Below are 18,691 nucleotides of genomic sequence, written 5' to 3'. Positions count from 1 at the left end.
TGCGGTATTTTCGGTTATCTGCAGACTTAACGCAGTGCTTCAACCATCTTTTCCAGCTTGACTGCATCTGCGCTGAACTGGCGTATTCCTTCGGCCAGTTTTTCAGTCGCCATCGCATCGTCATTCAACATAGTGCGGAAGCTGGTTTCATCCAGATCGATTTTTTTCACATCACTTTGCAGCGAAGCTTCCGGGCTGAGCTTGCGGCTTACCGGGGTATCGCTTTCCGCCAACGCCTGCAACAGGTCGGGACTGATGGTCAGCAGGTCGCAGCCAGCCAGTTCGACGATTTGCGCGGTGTTGCGGAAACTTGCGCCCATGACTTCGGTGGCGTAGCCGAACTTGCGGAAATAGCTGTAGATTTGCTTCACCGACAGTACACCCGGATCGTCGGCGCCGCTGTAATCATGACCGCTGGATTTTTTGTACCAATCGTAGATGCGGCCGACAAACGGCGAAATCAATTGCACGTTGGCTTCGGCGCAGGCGATCGCCTGCGGTAGCGAAAACAGCAAGGTCAGGTTGCAATGGACGCCGGCTTTTTGCAGCACTTCGGCGGCGCGTATCCCTTCCCAGGTCGAGGCGATCTTGATCAGCACGCGGTCGCGATCAATGCCAGCCGCTTCGTACAACTTGATCAGCGCATGGCCTTTGTCGATTGTGCCCTGAGTATCGAACGACAGGCGCGCATCGGTTTCGGTGGAAACCCGGCCCGGAATAATTTTCAGGATCTCCTGGCCGAAAGTGACCAGCAGGTGATCGATGATCTCCTTGGTCGACAGCTGTCCATGGTCTTTCACGGCCTGAGCCAGCAGAGGCTGGTATTCCGGCTTCTGCACTGCTTTCAGGATGAGCGACGGGTTGGTGGTGGCGTCGCGCGGCGCGAACGCTTTGATCGACTGGAAATCGCCGGTGTCGGCGACGATCGTAGTGAATTGCTTGAGTTGTTCGAGTTGATTCATGGCAGCGTAGAAAAGCAGAGACTGTTAATCGGAAATGCCTTTCTGCCATTCTACGCAATTTATCGGCTTATGCTACCGATACGGGCACCATGAAGATCTTACTTCTTTAATAATCATGCTTGCGCCAGGTTTCAGCTGATTCGTTCTTCTGTCTTGGCATCAAACAACACAGCCTTCGACAGGTCGAACGCCAATTGCATATCGTCCTTCGGTTTGGCCGCTGCGCGTGGGTGGGTACGGCAGGTCACGCGGGCGTCATTGAAGGTAGTAAAGACCAAGGTGTCCGGGCCGGTTGGTTCGGTCAGTTCTACCGTACAGCCAACTTCGGTCGGATGATAGTTGCTGTTGGTATCGCTGGCCTCCGAGATACGCGCGCTTTGGGCATCCGTAATGTGCTCCGGACGAATACCGAGAATGATCTCCTTGCCGATCCAGGCGTCGATTTCCGGTCTTTGCGTTTGCGCAGGGGCCAGCGGCAGCAGGGTCTTGCGGCCGGCATGCACCAGTTCGAACGCCGGGCCATGGCCATTGGCCACCAGGTTGCCGCGCATGAAATTCATCGATGGCGAACCAATGAAGCCTGCCACGAACAGATTGCTAGGATTGTCGTAGATTTCCTGCGGGCTGCCGAATTGTTGCACCACGCCGTCCTTCATCACGGCAATACGGTCGCCGAGGGTCATCGCTTCAATCTGGTCATGCGTCACGTACACAATCGTGGCGCCAAGGCGTTGATGCAGCAGTTTGATTTCGGCGCGCATCTCTACCCGCAGCTTGGCGTCCAGGTTGGACAGCGGTTCGTCGAACAAGAACAGCGATGGATCGCGTGCAATTGCGCGGCCCATGGCGACGCGCTGACGTTGTCCTCCGGACAGCAGGGCTGGCTTGCGGTCCAGCAGATGGGTGATTTGCAGCGTATTGGCGACCCGTTCCACGATCTGCTTTTGTTCGGCTTTAGGTACTTTGCGAATGCCAAGGCCGAACGAGATGTTCTCGCGCACTGTCATGGTCGGATACAGCGCGTAAGACTGGAACACCATGGCGATGTCGCGTTCTTTCGGCGGTACGTCGTTGACGCAACGGTCGCCGATCATGATCTGGCCTTCAGAGACTGTTTCCAATCCGGCGATCATATTCAGCAGGGTGGACTTGCCGCAGCCGGAGCCGCCGACCAGAATCAGGAACTGACCGTCTTCGATTTCGAGGTCGATGCCCTTCAGGACTTCGTTGCCGTTCGGGTAAACCTTGCGCACATTGCGAATTGATAAGCTTGCCATCTTTAACTCATTCCTTAAATTTATTCATTACACGATCGCGATGGAAGCAGCGACCGGACGCTTCGATTTAGCCTTTAACCGCACCTGCAGTCAGGCCGCGCACAAAATATTTTCCGGCCAGCAGATACACCACCAAGGTCGGCAGCGCAGCGATGATGGCCGCCGCCATGTTGACGTTGTATTCGGTAACGCCGGTAGAGGTATTCACCAGGTTATTCAACGCCACGGTCACAGGCTTGGCATCGGAACCGCCGAATACCACGCCGAACAGGAAGTCGTTCCAGATTTGCGTGAACTGCCAGATGAAGCAGACCATGAAAATCGGCAGCGACAGCGGGAAGATGATTTTGCGGTAGGTCATGAAGAAGCCTGCGCCATCGATGCGGGCCGCCTTGACGAGTTCTTCCGGCACAGTGACGTAGTAGTTGCGGAAGAACAGAGTGGTGAAGGCGATACCGTAGACCACGTGGACGAATACCAGTCCCGGTGTGGTGTTGGCCATACCGGCCATACCCAGCAGGCGTGCCATCGGCAAGATCACTACCTGAAATGGAATGAAGCAGCCAACCATCAGCGCAGTGAACAGGATTTCAGAACCGCGGAAGCGCCAGTGTGCCAGCACATAGCCGTTGAGCGAACCGATCAGGGTCGAAATCAAGACTGCCGGCACGGCCATCTTGATCGAGTTCCAGAAAAACGGTGCCAGCCCGTTGCAATCGACGCCGGTACAGGCGCTGCTCCAGGCCTTGCCCCAGGCGGCGCCGGTGGGCGACATCGGCAGCGACAGCAGGTTGCCGGAACGGATTTCATCCAGCGTTTTCACCGAGGTGCTCAGCATCACGTACAGCGGCGCCAGGTAGTACAGCGCGCACAGCACCAGCAGCGTGTAAATGATCACGCGGCCGGCAGTCAGTTTGCTGCCTTCGTTATAGATGGAATTGCTAGTGCTGTCAGCGGCCATTGCGGGCTCCTTTGGTTTCCAGGTACATCATGGGCACCAGCACTGCCAGTACGGTAGCCAGCATCATCATCGCCGATGCCGCACCCAAGCCAAGTTGACCGCGAGAGAAAGAAAATTGATACATGAAAATTGCCGGCAGATCGGAGGAGGTGCCTGGACCGCCTGCAGTCAGCGCCATCACCAGGTCGAAACTCTTGATTGCAATATGCGCCAGCACCAGCAGCACGCTGAAGAATACCGGGCGCAGCGCCGGGATGACGATGCGGCGATAGATGGTCGGCAAGCTGGCGCCGTCAACCATGGCCGCCTTGATGATGCTGTCGTCGATGCCGCGCAGGCCAGCCAGGAACAGCGCCATCACAAAGCCCGATGACTGCCAGACGCCGGCGATCACCACGGTATAAATGGAGAAGTCTGAGTTGACCAGCCAGTCGAAATGGAAATTGGCGAAGCCCCAGTCGTGCATCATTTTTTCCAGGCCCAGGCCCGGATTCAAGATCCACTTCCAGGCGGCGCCGGTCACGATGAACGACAGCGCCATCGGATACAGGTAAATCGCGCGCAATGCGCCTTCGGCGCGGATTTTCTGATCTAGCAAGATCGCCATGACGAGGCCGATCGCCAGGCAAAACAGAATGAACAGGCCGCCGAAAATGCCCAGGTTGGCGGCAGCTACCCACCAGCGGTCCAGGGCGAACAGTTCGACATATTGATTGAAGCCGGAAATTTCATAATTCGGCAGCATCCGTGAATTGGTCAGCGACAGCCACGCGGTTACCGCGATAAAGCCGTACACGAAGACCAGTGACAGGATAATAGTAGGCGACAATACCAGGCGTGGCAGCCAAGCATCGGCGATTGCCGCAATCCGCCCTTGTTGCTTGGGGGTGTGGCTTGGACTCCCGACAGCGGCTGCTGTATAGGGGAGGGTGTGATCGGACATGCAAGTCTCCTGAAGCAGGATCAGAGCCATGCCTGGCGGTGGCAGCCACTACCGGACATGGCGGGGGCCGGAATCGATGTTACTCGCTCCGGCCCCTGTTCTCATTTACTCTAATTAAACAATAAAAAACAGAATTATTGCGTCTTTGCTGCTTTTGCCAGCGCCTGGACTGCTGCTTGCGAGGTCATGTTGGAGTTCATGAACTTGGAAACCACGTCGAGGATAGCGCCTTGTACAGCTGAATTCACTGCCATGCCGTGCGCCATGCTTGGCTCCAGCGTGCCGGCCTTGTTGGAGGAAGCCATGTCATCCATCGATTTGGTGGCGCAGCTGTCGAACTTGGCGCGGGAGACATCGGAACGGACCGGGATCGAACCCTTGTTCAAGTTGAAGATCTCTTGAAATTCAGGGCTCATGATGGCGGTCGCCAAAGTCAGCTGGGCTTTTTGCTGTTCCGGATCCTTGACCTTGAACATAGCGATCGAGTCGATGTTGTAGGTGTAGGACTTGTCAGTGCCTGGTGCTGGAACGCAGAGGAAATCCTTGCCTGGCAGTTTGCCTGCGGCAGTGAATTCGCCCTTGGCCCAGTCACCCATGAACTGCATGCCGGCCTTGCCATTGATGACCATCGCAGTCGCCAGGTTCCAGTCGCGGCCGGCGGCGTTCTTGTCGATATAGCCCTTGATCTTACCCAGTGTATCGAAGGTCTTGATCATGGTCGGGCCAGTCAGGGTGGCCGGATCGAGCTTGACCAGCGCCTTGTTGTAGAAGTCGGCGCCGCCTACGCCCAGAGCGACAGTTTCAAACACAGTAGCGTCTTGCCAAGGCTGGCCGCCATGGGCAATCGCAATGAAACCGGCTTTTTGCATCTTGTCGGCAGCGTCAAAGAATTCTGGCCAGCTGGTCGGTGCTTTTGCGCCGGATTTTTTCAAGACTTCCGGGTTGATCCACAGCCAGTTGACGCGGTGAACGTTGACCGGAGCGGCAACATAGTGGCCTTGGTACTTCATGGTGTTGGAGACAACCTTAGGCAGTAACGAGTCCCATTTGCCTGGAATGGCTGCTGCATCGATATTTGCCAGAACGCCTTCCTGGCCCCATTCCTGGATCGATGGTCCTTTGATTTGTGCCGCTGTCGGAGGGCTGCCGGCGATCACGCGCGCTTTCAGCGCGGTCGTCGCGTTTTCACCAGCGCCGCCGGCAACTGCGAAATCCTTCCAGGTGACGCCCTTGGCTTCCATGATCTTTTTCAGCTCGGCGACAGATTTAGCTTCACCGCCGGAAGTCCAGTAATGGAGCACTTCAACTTCAGCCGCGTGAACTGCCGCGGCGCTGGACAGCAATGCAGTGGTTGCGAATACCGATTTTATTATTTGACTCAGTTTCATACTTGTCTCCTGTGTTGAGTTGCGCTTGTGATTAACTAACGTTTGCTTAACTTGCCTAATCTCTTACTTAATCTAACGCTCAATCAATGGTTGCTTGATTCGAACGCCTGATGTGGTGATCGCGTTGCCTTGGCTACTCTTGGTTTTCTCCTACCTTACTCCTGCCTAAAAATCTGTCCCATTGTGCACCTGGACGGAAATCCGTTGTTGTGCCGGCTGTTTGCGCAAAGCCTTGCCTGCGCATATTCCAGTCCATGTGTATCATGTGAAAACTAGTAAAACTACATGGACTTTTGAGTTTGCCTGCAAATAAGCCGGTTTTACTCTCTTCGCCGCTTGTAATTGTAGTAATGCTACATTAATATTGCAATATAAGTTTTTTATTTATTACAAAAATTTTGATGCAACCACATATTCCTTTTACATTTACCTTATTTGGCGCTACCGGCGATTTGTCGATGCGGAAGATTCTTCCTGCATTGTTTGTTGCTCATAGGGAAGGGAAGTTGCATCAAGATGGCCGTATTATCTGTGTAGCCAAACAGGATTTCAGCCAGGAAGACTATCTGGCCTGGGTGAGCAAGAGCGCCGCGCCCTATGTAAAGGGCAGTTTCGCCGGCGTCGACAATGCGCTGTGGCTAAGCTTTTTGGCGCGCCTGACTTATTTGCCGCTGGATTTACTGGACAGCGCTGGCTACCTGTCGTTGGCCAAGACGCTGGCCGCCGGCAAGGCGGTCTCGGTATTTTATCTGGCGACTTCGCCGGCGCTGTTTGAGCCGATTTGCGCCAATCTGGCGGCCAGCAAGATCGACTTGTCGCAAGCCCGCGTGGTGCTGGAAAAGCCGCTCGGCCACGATTTGATGTCTTCGCGCGCAATCAACGATGCAGTGGCGCGGGTGTTCGCTGAAGAGCAGATTTATCGTATCGATCACTATCTAGGCAAAGAGGCGGTGCAAAACCTGCTGGCCTTGCGTTTTGCCAATTCACTGTTCGAGCCGCTGTGGCGCCGTGAATCGGTGGCGCATGTGCAGTTGACGATTGCCGAACAGTTGGGCGTCGAGGGGCGTGGGGACTTTTATGATTCCACCGGCGCCATGCGCGACATGGTGCAAAACCATCTGCTGCAACTCTTGTGCATGGTGGCGATGGAGCCGCCTACTTCAATGGATGCCGATGCCGTGCGCGACGAGAAATTGCGAGTATTGCGCGCCTTGAAGCCGTTTTCTGCGGAAGACATGGAGCTTAAGGCGGTGCGGGGCCAGTATGTATCGGGAGCGGTAGAAGGGCAATCGGTAGCCGGTTACCAACAAGAGCCAGGCGTCGCTACACAATCGCAGACAGAAACTTTCGTCGCTTTGCATGCTGAAATCAACAACTGGCGCTGGGCCGGCGTGCCGTTTTTCTTGCGTACCGGGAAACGGTTGGCGCAACGTACGGCGGAGATCATCATTACCTTCCGGCCTATCCCGCACGCCATCTTGCCGATGCCGGGCGGCCAGCCAGGGACCAGTAGCAATCGCCTGGTCATCCGCCTGCAGCCGGATGAGTCAATCCAGCTGCATTGCCTGGCGAAGCAGCCGGGCGACGGCATGACTGTGCAGCCCGTGGCGCTGGACCTGGCGTTCGACCAGGCTTTCAAGCAGCGCCGGGCAGACGCCTATGAGCGCCTGCTGTTGGATGCGATCCGCGGGAACCTGTCTTTATTCGTTCGGCGCGATGAGCAGGAAGCCGCCTGGCGCTGGGTCGAGCCGCTGCTGCGCCATTGGGAAACCAGCGCCTCTGCGCCCAAACCTTATATGGCAGGGAGCTGGGGGCCAACCTCATCGTTTGCGATGATGGAACGGGCTAGTGCGCAATGGCCGGAAGATCGCTGAACACTGGATTCCGACTGACCAATTATTTTAAGAAGCGAGGCAGGCCGGTAGTTCACCGCCGCCATCCTACCAACAGTATTTAAGTGAAAGTTTTACACCATGTCTTCATCCACGATCATGAACGCTAGCGAGAATTCGGCTACTAGCTATCTGGATGGCCCGCGTTTGCTGGCAGATGTCGGCGGCACCAATGCGCGTTTCGCGCTGGAGCGTGCGCCGGGCCAGATCGACACGATTCAGACTTTGCGTTGCGCAGATTATGCGGAATTTCCCCTGGCGGTAGAGGCTTACCTTGCCAACAGTGCGCGTCCGCAAGTGCGACATGCCGCGATTGCGATTGCCAATCCGGTGCAGGGCGACGACATCAAGATGACCAATCACGATTGGGAATTTTCGATTGAAAATACGCGCCGCCGCCTGAATCTGGATACGCTGCTGGTGGTCAATGATTTCACTGCATTGTCGATGTCCTTGCCGCATCTGGAGCAGTCGCATTGTCTCCAGGTCGGCGCCGGTAGGGCGCTCAGTGGCGGTGTGATCGGGCTGGTCGGGGCTGGCACAGGGCTCGGTGTCGGCGGCCTGATTCCTACCGAGGGGCGCTGGATTGCACTGGGCAGTGAAGGCGGCCATGTCACCTTCGCTCCGGGGGACGCCCGCGAAGCGGCGGTGCTGGCTTATTGCTGGCGTACTTATTCTCACGTTTCGGCCGAACGGCTGGTGTCGGGTCCCGGCATCGAAATGATTTACCAGGCGCTGGCCGAGATGCAAGGCATCGCCAATCCAGAGCCGCTGCAGACGGCGCAAATTGTCGAACGGGCGCTGCAGGGCCAGGATGGCCTATGTATGGAAGTGGTCGAATGTTTCTGCGCGATGCTTGGCACGGTGGCGGCTGACGTCGCGGTCACCCTGGGCACGCTGGGCGGTTTGTATATCGGCGGCGGCGTAGTGCCGCGGCTGGGTGATTATTTCGCACGCTCGCCGTTTCGCGCACGTTTCGAAAACAAAGGACGCTTCAGCAATTACCTGGCGAAGATCCCGACCTTTGTCATTACCGCGCCGTATCCGGCGTTTGTCGGCGTCGCTGCGATCCTGTCAGAGCATCTTGGCGGCGGCAACGCCGTGCCTATCCTGGAAAAAATCCGCAAGGCGCGCGACCAGTTCTCTCCGGCCGAGCAAAAGGTCGCCAGCCTGATCCTGGCCCATCCGCGCGCCGTGATGAGCGAGCCGATTTCAGAAATCGCCCGCCGCGCCGATGTCAGCCAGCCGACCGTCATCCGCTTCTGTCGCACCATGGGTTGCCAAGGCTTGGCCGATTTCAAGTTGAAACTGGCCTCGGGCGTCACTGGCACGGTGCCGGTTGCGCACAGTCAGGTGCATGTCGGCGATTCTTCGCTGGATGTCGGCGTGAAGGTGGTCGACAACACCATTTCCGCCATGATGGAAGTGCGCGACAACCTCAATGCAGATACTTTGTCACGCGTGATCGAGGTGTTGAGCCAGGCTAGTCGCATCGAATTCTACGGCTTCGGCAGCTGCGGCCTGGTGGCAGAGGATGCGCAGCAAAAATTCTTCCGCCTTGGCATTCCGTCGTCGGCTTACACCGATCCGCAACTGCAGGAGGTTTCCGCCGCCATGCTGAAAAGCAGTGACGTCGTCGTGGTCATCTCGAATTCCGGGCGCCTGCGCCATTTGGCGCCTGCGGTCGAGGTCGCGGTGCATTCCGGCGCGACGATCATCGCTTTGGCGCCGAGCAACTCGCAACTGGCCAAGCGCGCTCATTACACGCTGGCGGTCGAGCACGACGAAAGCAGCATGATGCACATCCCGATGGTGTCGCGGATTCTGTTGTTGCTCCTGATCGACGTGCTGGCGGTGGGTGTCTCGCTCAATCGCTCCAGTCCGTTTGCCGAACTACAGCGCCAGGCCAAGCGTGGCATCCTGACCCATATCGCCTCGCTGGATGAGTCGGCCAGCGACAAGATTACGGCTGAAGGCGGCGGCAAGACAGTGCAGTCAACCCATGCCGATCAGGAGGTGACCTTGTCGCCGAACGTCATCTCGCATATCAAATAAGCCAAAACAAGGCCGCCACACTCTTCATGGAAGAGTGTGGCGGCTTCAGCAAGCTATTCTTGTTCCGCTCTTCCTCAGAAAACGTAACCTGTCTCTCAAGCTGATATGGGATTGATCTTTGGCGCGGATTGACCTTGTCGCCGGAGTTGTTTCGTCGCGAGACTAGATTATCCGCCGCAAGGTATTGTCGCGTTTGATGAAGTGATGCCATAGCGCCGCCAGGGCATGTAAGCCGATCACCCAGTAAAAGACATTTCCCAGCGTCTCGTGAACTTCCTTCACGGTCTTGGCTAAATCATGATCAGGTCCGACGATCGTGAACGCCCCAAGTCCCGCCAATGTAACTGGATGGCCGGCGAGATTGACGCAGAGAATCCCGAGTATAGGCTGGAGGATGATGAATAGGTACAGTAATAAATGTGAAGCCTTGGAAAGCAATTGCAGAGCCGGCAAAGCTGCCTCCGGCGCTGGCGGCTTCTGATAGCTGCGCCAGGCAACGCGAACTATCGATAACGCCAGTACGCTACAGCCCGCCCAGAAGTGCGTCGCAGTCCAGAATGTACGCGAATCGCTGCCTTTGGGGCCGCGCATTTCAATCGCCAGGTAAGCCACGGCGACCAACAGGAAAATAGCCCAATGCAACAAGATTGCCGGCCGTGAGAAACGTTCTTGCGGGGAGAGGGGAGGCATCGTCGCCATTCTGTAGAATATTCGAGCTGTGATTCTGTCACACCGTTTTTGCAAAAACAATGCGGATTGGTAACTGATTGTTGCGGAGATAAAGCGGCTGCGCATAAAAAATGCCCATTCGCACGCGAATGGGCAAAGTCTGGGAATTACCCAGGGACGTCTTTCACTAATGCCACTCTTCGCAGCAAGCACTACTAGGCAGTACTAACAAGGATAATTGACGCTCCGAGCTCAAGCGGCGCGCCAATCATGCTTGCTATCTTTAGAACGAGTGGCTGATACCAGTGTAGAACGTGCTTTGGTTCTGTCCAGTCAAGCCGGTGCTGTCGCCGGTTTGAACTTGGAAATCGGTGTTCGAACCATTGCGGATAGTGCCGACGCTCGCGTACAGCAGAGTGCGTTTGGACAAGCTATAGTTGGTGCCGAGCATGAACAGGTTTGCGCTGCCGACGTCGTGGTTAAGCTTGACGTGATAGGCTGCGCCGATCAGTGTCAGGGCCGGGGTCAACTGGTAGTTGGCGCCGAGCCAGAACTGGTTGGCTTTGTTGGCTGATGCCATTGTGCCTGGTGCGCCCAAAGGCTGTGCAGGTGCCGAAAGATTCTGCCAGCCGGCGAACAGTTTTACCTTGTCGAACGTTACGTTGCCGCCGACGGTAATTTCCTTGGAGCGCGAGAACAGGTCGTCATAGGCACCGTTTTGACTGCGTGCCGTATCGTACATCGCCAGGAATTCATAGTTCTGCACTGCATAGCCGATCGCCAGACCGGTGCTGTTGCCGATATTCGAGCCTGTCGGTCCGCGGGTGAAAGAACCTGCCGCTTCGCCAGCGCCGTACATGGCATGTACATAGAAGCCACCCATATCTGGTGTGATGTACTGGATCTGGTTGCTGGTTTGTGGCCAGTTGCGGCCTTTGAACAGGGTGGACGTACTCATGTTCTGCTGTCCGGTTGGATCGATGCTCCATACACGGTCACTTGGCAGTGCCAGGTCGCGCCCGATTTTCACGGTACCGAAGCCGCCGTTCAGGCCAACGTACGAGCGACGATTAAACAGGCCGCTGCCGTTGAAGCTGCCGGTGTCAGCCTGGAATCCACTTTCCAAGGTAAAAATCGCTTTCAAGCCGCCACCCAGATCTTCGTTGCCCTTGAAGCCGATCATGCTGGTACCCCATTCGTTGCCGCCTACACCCCATTGGCCGCCACGAACGATATTGCCATTTGCATCTTTGCTTACTTGATTGCTTTGGTAGTTGATGCCGGCGTCAACACGACCGTAGATGGTCACGTTGGTTTGCGCCTGGGCCTGGCTGGCAAAGGCGCAAGCCAGAACTGCTGCGACCGCGAGTGGCTTCGCCAACGGCATGGTTTTCAGAACAGATTTTCTCATTTCATCTCCTAAGTAAAAATGTGGCGTTGACCACTGCTTTCCGAGTCTTGTGTAGCTCGAAATTCTTGAATCGGACTTTGCTTGTTACGGGTACTTTGCGGCAGTACCTTACTTTGCGTATTTGCTTCGTTTATTGCCGATTTCTTTATTGGTAAAGATGGTAAACCGATTTGTGAAATATTTGTTTTATTTGTGTAGTTTTACTATATTTGTGTTGCTAATTTACAGCATCGCTTGCTTTTACATGCCCGTCATGGGCGTGTGTTGGGGGTTGCCGAGCTATTAAAAAATGTTTTGATTTGGTGATTTTTTATTTGTTTTTTTATGGAAATATTTTTTTCTGTATTTTTACTACAAGTAATTTTGATACATTTTTGCGGATTGATGCCGCAGTATGGATGCTCCGGCAATCATTCTAGGTTTTCTCCAGCAAGGCGCGAACCTGGGCCAGTTGCGGCGGTTTGGCGCCTGCATTGAGGCAAGCTGCCGAGCCGCAGGCCACGGAAAATTGCAGGTGTTGCAACCAGTCAGGGGTGACGGGCTGGCCGGAAGATGCCGGCGCTGCACTTGATTCCTGTATCAGTGAGTAGATCAATCCCGCAATACCGGCGTCGCCGGCGCCCACCGTATCGACGACAGTAATCGGCGGCGGCGTCACTTGCCAATGTTCGGCGCCGGCATGGATCGCCGCGCCCTGCGAGCCTAGCGTCAAGAGTATGGTCGCCGATGGGTTGAAGTCGCGCAGGGTAGCCAACGCCGCGTCGGTATCGTCGCTGCGAAACAGGCCGGCCAAGTCTTCATCCGAGACCTTGATGACATCTGCCAGTTGCGCCATTTTTTTTAGTACGCTGTCGTAGCGCTGGTCCATCACATTGCGGAAATTGGGATCGTAGCTGATCTTGACGCCGCGGCTATGCAAGTCCTCCGCCAGTTCGATCAGGCGTCCGGCCAACGGCGCGCGCGTCAGGCTGATACCGCCGAAATGAACCCATTGCACCGCTTGTTGCCAGCCGGCGGGCAACAAGTCTGGATCGAAAGCGAGGTCGGCGCTGTTGTCGCCGATGAAATTGTATTGGGGTGGCGTGGTTTCATACACCACCGCCAGCAGCGGCGACCGCGCCGCGCGCTGCAGGAAGCGTAAATCGAGTCCGCTTTCCTGGCTGGCTGCGTAAAGTTGATCGCCAAACCAGTCCTGGCTGATGGCGCCGGCAAAGGCGGACGAGGCGCCAAGGCTGGCGGCGGCGCGGGCTACATTCCATGTCGAGCCGCCGGTCTTGCTCAGCCACTGCTCTTCGCCTGTGCGTATCAGGTCAGTCAGGGCCTCGCCGGCGCTGATGAATTGGGGGAGGTTGGCGGCTTGGGCGGATTTCGTGGTCTCAGACATAAAAGCTTCCATACAATGTTGATCTATTCAGCAGCAAAGCCGCCTGCATTTTTGACGTTGCATATGCTTCATTCAAGCGGGCAGCCTACCGCTGCCAGCGATTCCAGGTAGGCGCCCATCGGATGATAAAAATCGGTCTTTCCATGGGGCGGCTTTTCCGGGCCGTAACGCACGTTATTGCGTTGCAGGATCCGATACCAGCCGCCGCGCGCCTGATCGATCAGATGCATGCTGCTGTATTCCCATAATTTGTTGTAGCTGTCCCAGTAACCAGCATCGCCGCTGCGTTGCGCCAGCAATGCCGCTGTGGCCAGCGACTCCGCCTGCACCCAGAAATACTTGTCGCTGTCGCAAACGCTGCTGTCCGGCGCCAAGCCATATACCAGTCCGCCGAATTCCTGGTCCCAGGAGGCAGGTATGGTGACGTCGAAAAGTGCTCGGGCGCGCGGCAGCAGCCAGCCGCTGTCGCCTTGCAGATGCTGGCTATGGCGTTCTAGCAGCAACAGCAATTTCGACCATTCGGTCATGTGGCCTGGCTGGAAACCCCACGGACGGAACATGTTGCTGCTGTCGTGACGGTTATATTCCCAATCGATGCTCCAGTCGGCGTGGTAGTGCTCCCAGATCCAGCCGTCGGCCAGCGCCGCCTGGCGCACGGTGATGTTGTGCGCGAGTCGTTCGGCGCGTAGCAGATAGCGCCGTTCGCCGGTCGCTTCAAAGGCCGCAATCAAGGCTTCGCAGCTATGCATATTAGCGTTCTGTCCGCGGTAGGAGGAAACAACGCCTTCGGGTGTCGCTTCGTCCGCATACAAGCCGTCGGCTTCCGACCAGAACAGTTTTTCCATCAAGTCGAAGGTGGCGCCTATGCCTTGCGCCGCCTCGCTGATGCCGATCCTGAACGCGTGCGCATGCGCCAGCAGGACGAAGGCTAGTCCGTAGCAATGCTGGGTGCGGTCAATTGCAGCGCCGTTTTCCAGGACCCAGGCATAGCCGCCGTAGGATGGCTGCCAATGCTGTTGCTGCAAAAAGCGCAGGCCGTGTCTTGCGGCTTCGCGGTATTCCTCCTTGCCATCAAGACGCCAGGCCAGCGCATAGCAAAACACCATGCGAGCACTGTTGACCAGATGTCGGCTGGCGTCGTCATAAATGCTGCCATCGTCATTGAGGTAGTGAAAAAAACCGCCTTTCGGATCAATGGCGCGCGGATGGAAAAAAGCAATGTCGCGCCGCATGCGATCGCGCAGAAACTCGGGATCGCGATAGTCGGGCGGGGAGGAAGCAGGTCTCATGTCTATAATTTTTATAGGTTTATTGCTGAGGCAGGCCTGTTTGGGGGCGCGTCGTTAGCGAAAAAACGAATCAAACTGCATGTCGAACTGTTGCAAGGCTTTCTGGGCGTTCTGCATTTTCTTGCGGAATTCCGGGCCGCGTTTGAGCGCCAGGCCGACCGCCAGGATATCGATCACGACCAAGTGCGCCAGCCGCGCCGAGATCGGCGTGTAGGGATCGATATTGAAGCTCAGGTCGATCGGCACCAGCACTGTCGCCAATTCCGCCAACGGTGTGCCGCTCGGTCCCAGTACGATGATGTCGGCGCCGCCTTTTTTCGCCAGTTGCACGCTGCGTAACAGCGCCGCATTGCCGCCGCGCTGGGAGATGGCGACCACGCAGTCACCGGGTTGCAGCAGCGATGCGGCGATACTGTGGATATGCGGGTCGGAATAAGCGACAGTGGGGACACCGGAGCGGAAGAATTTATGCTGGGCGTCCGCCGCGACAATGCCCGACGTGCCTTGGCCGTAGAATTCGATCTTGTTGGCCTTGAGCAGAACGTCCAGCGCTTGCTGGATCGCATCGGCGCTCAGGTGGTTGCGCAGGTCGAGCAGGGTGTTGATGGAGCGGCTGCAAATCTTGTTGACCAGATCGGCTGCGATATCGTCTTGCGCCAGCATTTCATTGGCGCCTGGCAAGGCCACCGCCAGGCTTTGCGCCAGCTTCAGCTTGAAGTCGTGCCACCCTTCATAGCCGATGGCGCGGCAAAAACGCACTACTGTCGGCTCCGATACTTGCGCGTTCTTTGCCAGGGCAGTGATGTTTTCTGCCAGCGCCAGCTGGGGGTTGTCGAGAATGGTTAGCGCGACCTTTTTCTCCGACTTTGACAGCAAGTCGATCTGGGTCCGGATCGCGTCCAGTAGCATCGTCATTCAGAATCCCGGTGGATCATAGTTCTGGCAGCGCTTCTTCGCGCCATTGCAAGCCATCGCGTGCAATCAAGGCGCTGGAAGCTGCCGGGCCCCAGGTGCCAGCGGTGTAGGGAATCGGTTCGTCTTCTTCCTGATCCCAGAATTCCAGGATCGGCTCGACCCATTCCCATGCCGCTTCCAGTTCGTCGCTGCGCATGAACAAGGTCAACTGGCCGCGCAAGACATCCAGCAACAGACGTTCGTAGGCCTCCATCCGCGGCGATTTGAAGCTCTCGCGGAAATTCAGCTCCAATTCGACAGGCTTCAGGCGCATGCCGTCGCCCGGGGTCTTCGCCATCAGGTTCAGGGTCAGGCCTTCGTCCGGTTGCAAACGAATCACCAGGCAGTTTGGCTCAAAGCTGCTGTTGGGCTGAGCAAAAATTGAATGCGGAATAGTCTTGAAGCGGATCACGATCTCCGCCAACTGGTCGGCCATGCGCTTGCCGGTGCGCAGGTAAAACGGTACGCCGGCCCAGCGCCATGTATCGACTTCGGCTTTCAGCGCGACGAAGGTTTCTGTGCGTGAGTGCGGGTTGGCGTCCGCTTCTTTGCGATAGCCGGGTACGGCGACGCCTTCGACGTGACCGGAGCGGTATTGACCGCGCACCACGTTTTGCGCCAGGGTAGTCGGCGTAAAGCGCTTCAGCGAGCGCAGTACCTTGAGCTTTTCATCGCGTACCGCATCAGGGGTAATCGATACCGGCGGTTCCATGGCGACGATGCAAAGTAGCTGCAGCAAATGGTTTTGCAGCATGTCGCGCAAGGCGCCGGAAGTTTCGTAGTAGCCCATGCGATTGCCGACGCCGAGTTCTTCGGCGATGGTGATCTGTACGTCGGAAATCCATTCGCGACGCCACAGCGGTTCGAACAGCACATTGCCGAAGCGCAGCGCTAGCAGGTTTTGCACGGTTTCTTTGCCGAGGTAATGGTCAATACGGAAAATCTGCGATTCGGAAAATACCTGGCCGACTTCGGCGTTGATTTGCTTGGCGCTGGCGAGGTCGCGGCCTAGCGGCTTTTCCAGCACCACGCGCGAGTTCGAGGTGGCAAGGCCGCAGGCAGCCAGGTTCTTGCAGATTTTCGAGAACAAGCTAGGCGGCGTCGCCAGGTAGAACACATTGGTAATCGCATGATCGGGCCGCATTGCCTCGACCAGGGATTTGTAGGAAGCCGCATCGGTGGCGTCCATGGCGACGTACTTGATGCGTTTGCAAAAACGCTGCCAGACTGTGGCATCAAAAGTTTCCTTGCTGATGTGCGGCCTGGCGTCTTGTTCCACGTGCTTGATGAAATCGGCGTCGCTGCTCTCGTGCCGGCCGATGCACAGGATGCTGGCATCCGGCGGCAGGTCGTTGGCGCGGTCGCGCGCGTACATTGCCGGTAATAATTTACGCATTGCCAGGTCGCCGGTGCCGCCAAAAATTGCTAAATCAAATTCTGCAAGAGCCATGATAAATGAGACCTATAAGTTACTGCCGCTATGAGGAGTTAGGTGCTGGATGAAAGATTTTGCGTACTTTTATCCTGCGTGGAAAATATGACTACAAAGCTTTGCGCGCCATCGCAATCAGGCCATTGGTCGAGCTGTCATGGCTTTGCGGGGCCGGCGTGCCGGTCAGTTCGTTGAGGATGTTGCTGGCCAAAACCTTGCCCAGCTCAACGCCCCATTGATCGAAGCTGTTGACACCCCAGATCACACCCTGAACGAATACCTTGTGCTCATACAAGGCGATCAGTGCGCCCAGGTTGGCTGGGGTCAGCGCGTCCATCAGGAGCGTGTTGCTGGGACGATTGCCTGGGAAAGTACGATGCGGCAGCAGGGCGGCGATCTGTTCGGCCGACATACCCTTGGCTTGCATTTCCGTCTGAACTTCTTCCGCGTTCTTGCCACGCATGAAAGCTTCCGACTGGGCGAAGCAATTGGCCAGCAGCGCGGCTTGATGGCCTGGCAGTTGATGACTGGCGCTCAAGGTCGCAATAAAGTCGACAGGGGTAATGTCGCTTCCTTGATGCAGCAGCTGGAAATACGCGTGTTGGCCGTTGGTGCCAACATTGCCCCAGATAATAGGGCAGGTGGCAATCTCCAGCGTACTGCCGTCAAGAGCGACGCGCTTGCCGTTGCTTTCCATTTCCAGTTGTTGCAGATACGAAGGAAAATTGCCCAGGTCCTGGTGATAAGGTGCAATCGAGACCGAGCGGTAATCGAAGAAGTCGCGATACCAGATTCCCAGCAAAGCCATGATGACCGGCATATTCTGTTCCAGCGGTGCGCTTTGGAAGTGCTGGTCCATTGCATGGGCGCCGTCCAGGAATTCGCTGAAGCGGTCGAAGCCGACCGCCAGGGCCACCGACAGACCAATGGAAGACCATACCGAATAACGGCCGCCGACCCAGTCCCAGAATGGGAACATGTTGGACGGATCGATTCCGAATGCAGTGACGCCTTCTACATTGGTGGAGACGGCGACAAAATGCTTGCGCAGATCGGACTCTTGCGCGCCCACGCCGTTTTGCAGGAACCAGTTGCGCGCTGAATGCGCGTTCATCATGGTTTCTGCGGTGGTGAACGTTTTTGATGCAATGACAAACAAAGTTGTGCGTGGATCAACTTGCTGCAGCACGGCGTCCATATCGTCGCCATCCACATTGGACACGAAATGCAGATGCAGGCCGGCTTGCTGATAGGGGCGTAGCGCCTGGCACACCATCTTGGGGCCGAGATCGGAGCCGCCGATGCCTATGTTGACGATATCCGTGATCGGCTTTCCGCTATATCCCAGCCATGCACCGGAACGTAATGCGCCGGCGAACGTCTTAATTCTTTGTAGTACGGCGTGGACATCGGCGCTTACTTGCTGGCCGTCGATTGCCAATGCCGGCTGGGCTGGTGCGCGCAGGGCGGTGTGCAATACGGCGCGATGCTCGGTGGTGTTGATTTTTTCACCGGCAAACATCGCCGCACGCCGGCTTTCAACCTGGCGTTCGCGCGCCAGGGCAAACAGATGCTCCATGGTTTCTGCGGTGATGTTGTTTTTTGCATAATCAAGGAATATGCCGGCTGCTTTGAGGGAGAATTGTTCAAAGCGGGGTGGGGCGGAAGCGGGGGCAAACAGATCACGCAACGATCGGTCTTTGATTGCCGCGTAATGGGCATGCAAGGCTTGAAAGCTGGCGGTAGTATGAAGCGCTGTCAGTGGCATATCCGGAGTCTTTATGGTAGGTCAGGAATTTATACGACTATACAACAGTTGGCGGTAATTTCACTACAAATTATTTTGTAATTTATTGAAATGAGGTAACTTTAAGTCGATTGGTCAAGGTTTTGATCTATCGCTTTCTCATTCGCTTATCCGCTTTAGCTATTGTGCGCCGTATAGCTGGGTTTCTAGTCTTAGGCAGGGTTGCCCGGTTTCAAAAAAACACAATCGAACGAGGTTCGGGTTCGTAAGTTAACGTTGCAATGATATTTTTGTAGTAAAATTTCAAATCGTCTACTGTTTCAAGGA

General features: G+C 56.2%; 14 protein-coding genes. 2 read left to right on the top strand and 12 right to left on the bottom strand.

All coding sequences use genetic code 11. From position 1 onward, the window contains the following. Window positions 1-26: 26 nt before the first annotated feature. The 5 genes from tal to LT85_RS16405 all read right to left on the bottom strand — a co-directional run bounded on the left by tal (window position 27) and on the right by LT85_RS16405 (window position 5,531). Entirely contained in the window at window positions 27-962 is a 936-nt protein-coding gene (gene tal, locus LT85_RS16425) for a transaldolase (RefSeq protein WP_038490793.1), read from the bottom strand. A 131-nt stretch (window positions 963-1,093) separates the two neighbouring features. After that, the gene (locus tag LT85_RS16420) at window positions 1,094-2,239 is read right to left on the bottom strand and encodes an ABC transporter ATP-binding protein (RefSeq protein WP_038490790.1); all 1,146 of its coding nucleotides are present in this window, start codon (window positions 2,237-2,239) and stop codon (window positions 1,094-1,096) included. Between the two features lie 67 nt (window positions 2,240-2,306). Then, window positions 2,307-3,200 carry a carbohydrate ABC transporter permease gene (locus tag LT85_RS16415; protein ID WP_052135261.1) on the bottom strand — a complete coding sequence of 298 codons (894 nt, stop codon included), beginning with the start codon at window positions 3,198-3,200 and terminating at the stop codon, window positions 2,307-2,309. After that, complete coding sequence (locus LT85_RS16410) at window positions 3,190-4,143, bottom strand: carbohydrate ABC transporter permease (protein WP_038490787.1); 954 nt, start codon at window positions 4,141-4,143, stop codon at window positions 3,190-3,192. The genes LT85_RS16415 and LT85_RS16410 overlap by 11 nt, the downstream gene beginning before the upstream one ends. 134 nt (window positions 4,144-4,277) lie before the next feature. Then, the gene (locus LT85_RS16405; RefSeq protein ID WP_038490784.1) at window positions 4,278-5,531 is read right to left on the bottom strand and encodes an ABC transporter substrate-binding protein; all 1,254 of its coding nucleotides are present in this window, start codon (window positions 5,529-5,531) and stop codon (window positions 4,278-4,280) included. A gap of 401 nt (window positions 5,532-5,932) precedes the next feature. On the opposite strand from LT85_RS16405, the gene zwf (LT85_RS16400) reads away from it, so the two are divergent. Further along, window positions 5,933-7,405 (top strand): glucose-6-phosphate dehydrogenase, encoded by a 1,473-nt coding sequence (zwf, locus tag LT85_RS16400; protein WP_038490781.1) that lies wholly within the window; start codon window positions 5,933-5,935, stop codon window positions 7,403-7,405. Window positions 7,406-7,504: 99 nt separating this feature from the next. Continuing rightward, a complete protein-coding gene (locus LT85_RS16395; protein ID WP_052135260.1) occupies window positions 7,505-9,478 on the top strand; it encodes a glucokinase in 1,974 nt (657 codons plus the stop codon). A 162-nt stretch (window positions 9,479-9,640) separates the two neighbouring features. Here LT85_RS16395 and LT85_RS16390 read toward each other — a convergent pair whose 3' ends face one another. From LT85_RS16390 to pgi, 7 genes are all read right to left on the bottom strand, one after another. Next, window positions 9,641-10,168: a cytochrome b gene (locus LT85_RS16390; RefSeq protein WP_038490778.1), complete on the bottom strand. Its 528-nt coding sequence runs from the start codon at window positions 10,166-10,168 to the stop codon at window positions 9,641-9,643. A 262-nt stretch (window positions 10,169-10,430) separates the two neighbouring features. Further along, on the bottom strand, window positions 10,431-11,558 hold the full coding sequence (locus tag LT85_RS16385) for a porin (protein WP_038490775.1): 1,128 nt from the start codon (window positions 11,556-11,558) through the stop codon (window positions 10,431-10,433). Between the two features lie 415 nt (window positions 11,559-11,973). Continuing rightward, a complete protein-coding gene (locus LT85_RS16380; protein WP_156117554.1) occupies window positions 11,974-12,942 on the bottom strand; it encodes a carbohydrate kinase family protein in 969 nt (322 codons plus the stop codon). A 68-nt stretch (window positions 12,943-13,010) separates the two neighbouring features. Continuing rightward, window positions 13,011-14,231, bottom strand: a complete 1,221-nt coding sequence (locus LT85_RS16375) for an AGE family epimerase/isomerase (protein ID WP_038490774.1) — start codon at window positions 14,229-14,231, stop codon at window positions 13,011-13,013. A 54-nt stretch (window positions 14,232-14,285) separates the two neighbouring features. After that, window positions 14,286-15,140 carry an SIS domain-containing protein gene (locus LT85_RS16370; protein ID WP_038490771.1) on the bottom strand — a complete coding sequence of 285 codons (855 nt, stop codon included), beginning with the start codon at window positions 15,138-15,140 and terminating at the stop codon, window positions 14,286-14,288. Window positions 15,141-15,162: 22 nt separating this feature from the next. Next, complete coding sequence (gene zwf / locus LT85_RS16365) at window positions 15,163-16,635, bottom strand: glucose-6-phosphate dehydrogenase (protein WP_038490768.1); 1,473 nt, start codon at window positions 16,633-16,635, stop codon at window positions 15,163-15,165. A 91-nt stretch (window positions 16,636-16,726) separates the two neighbouring features. Continuing rightward, complete coding sequence (pgi, locus tag LT85_RS16360) at window positions 16,727-18,385, bottom strand: glucose-6-phosphate isomerase (protein WP_038490765.1); 1,659 nt, start codon at window positions 18,383-18,385, stop codon at window positions 16,727-16,729. Between the last annotated feature and the right edge of the window lie 306 nt (window positions 18,386-18,691).

This window comes from Collimonas arenae, assembly GCF_000786695.1.
Taxonomy (GTDB): Bacteria; Pseudomonadota; Gammaproteobacteria; order Burkholderiales; family Burkholderiaceae_D; genus Collimonas; species Collimonas arenae_A.
This window is presented reverse-complemented; position numbering and strand designations above follow the sequence as displayed.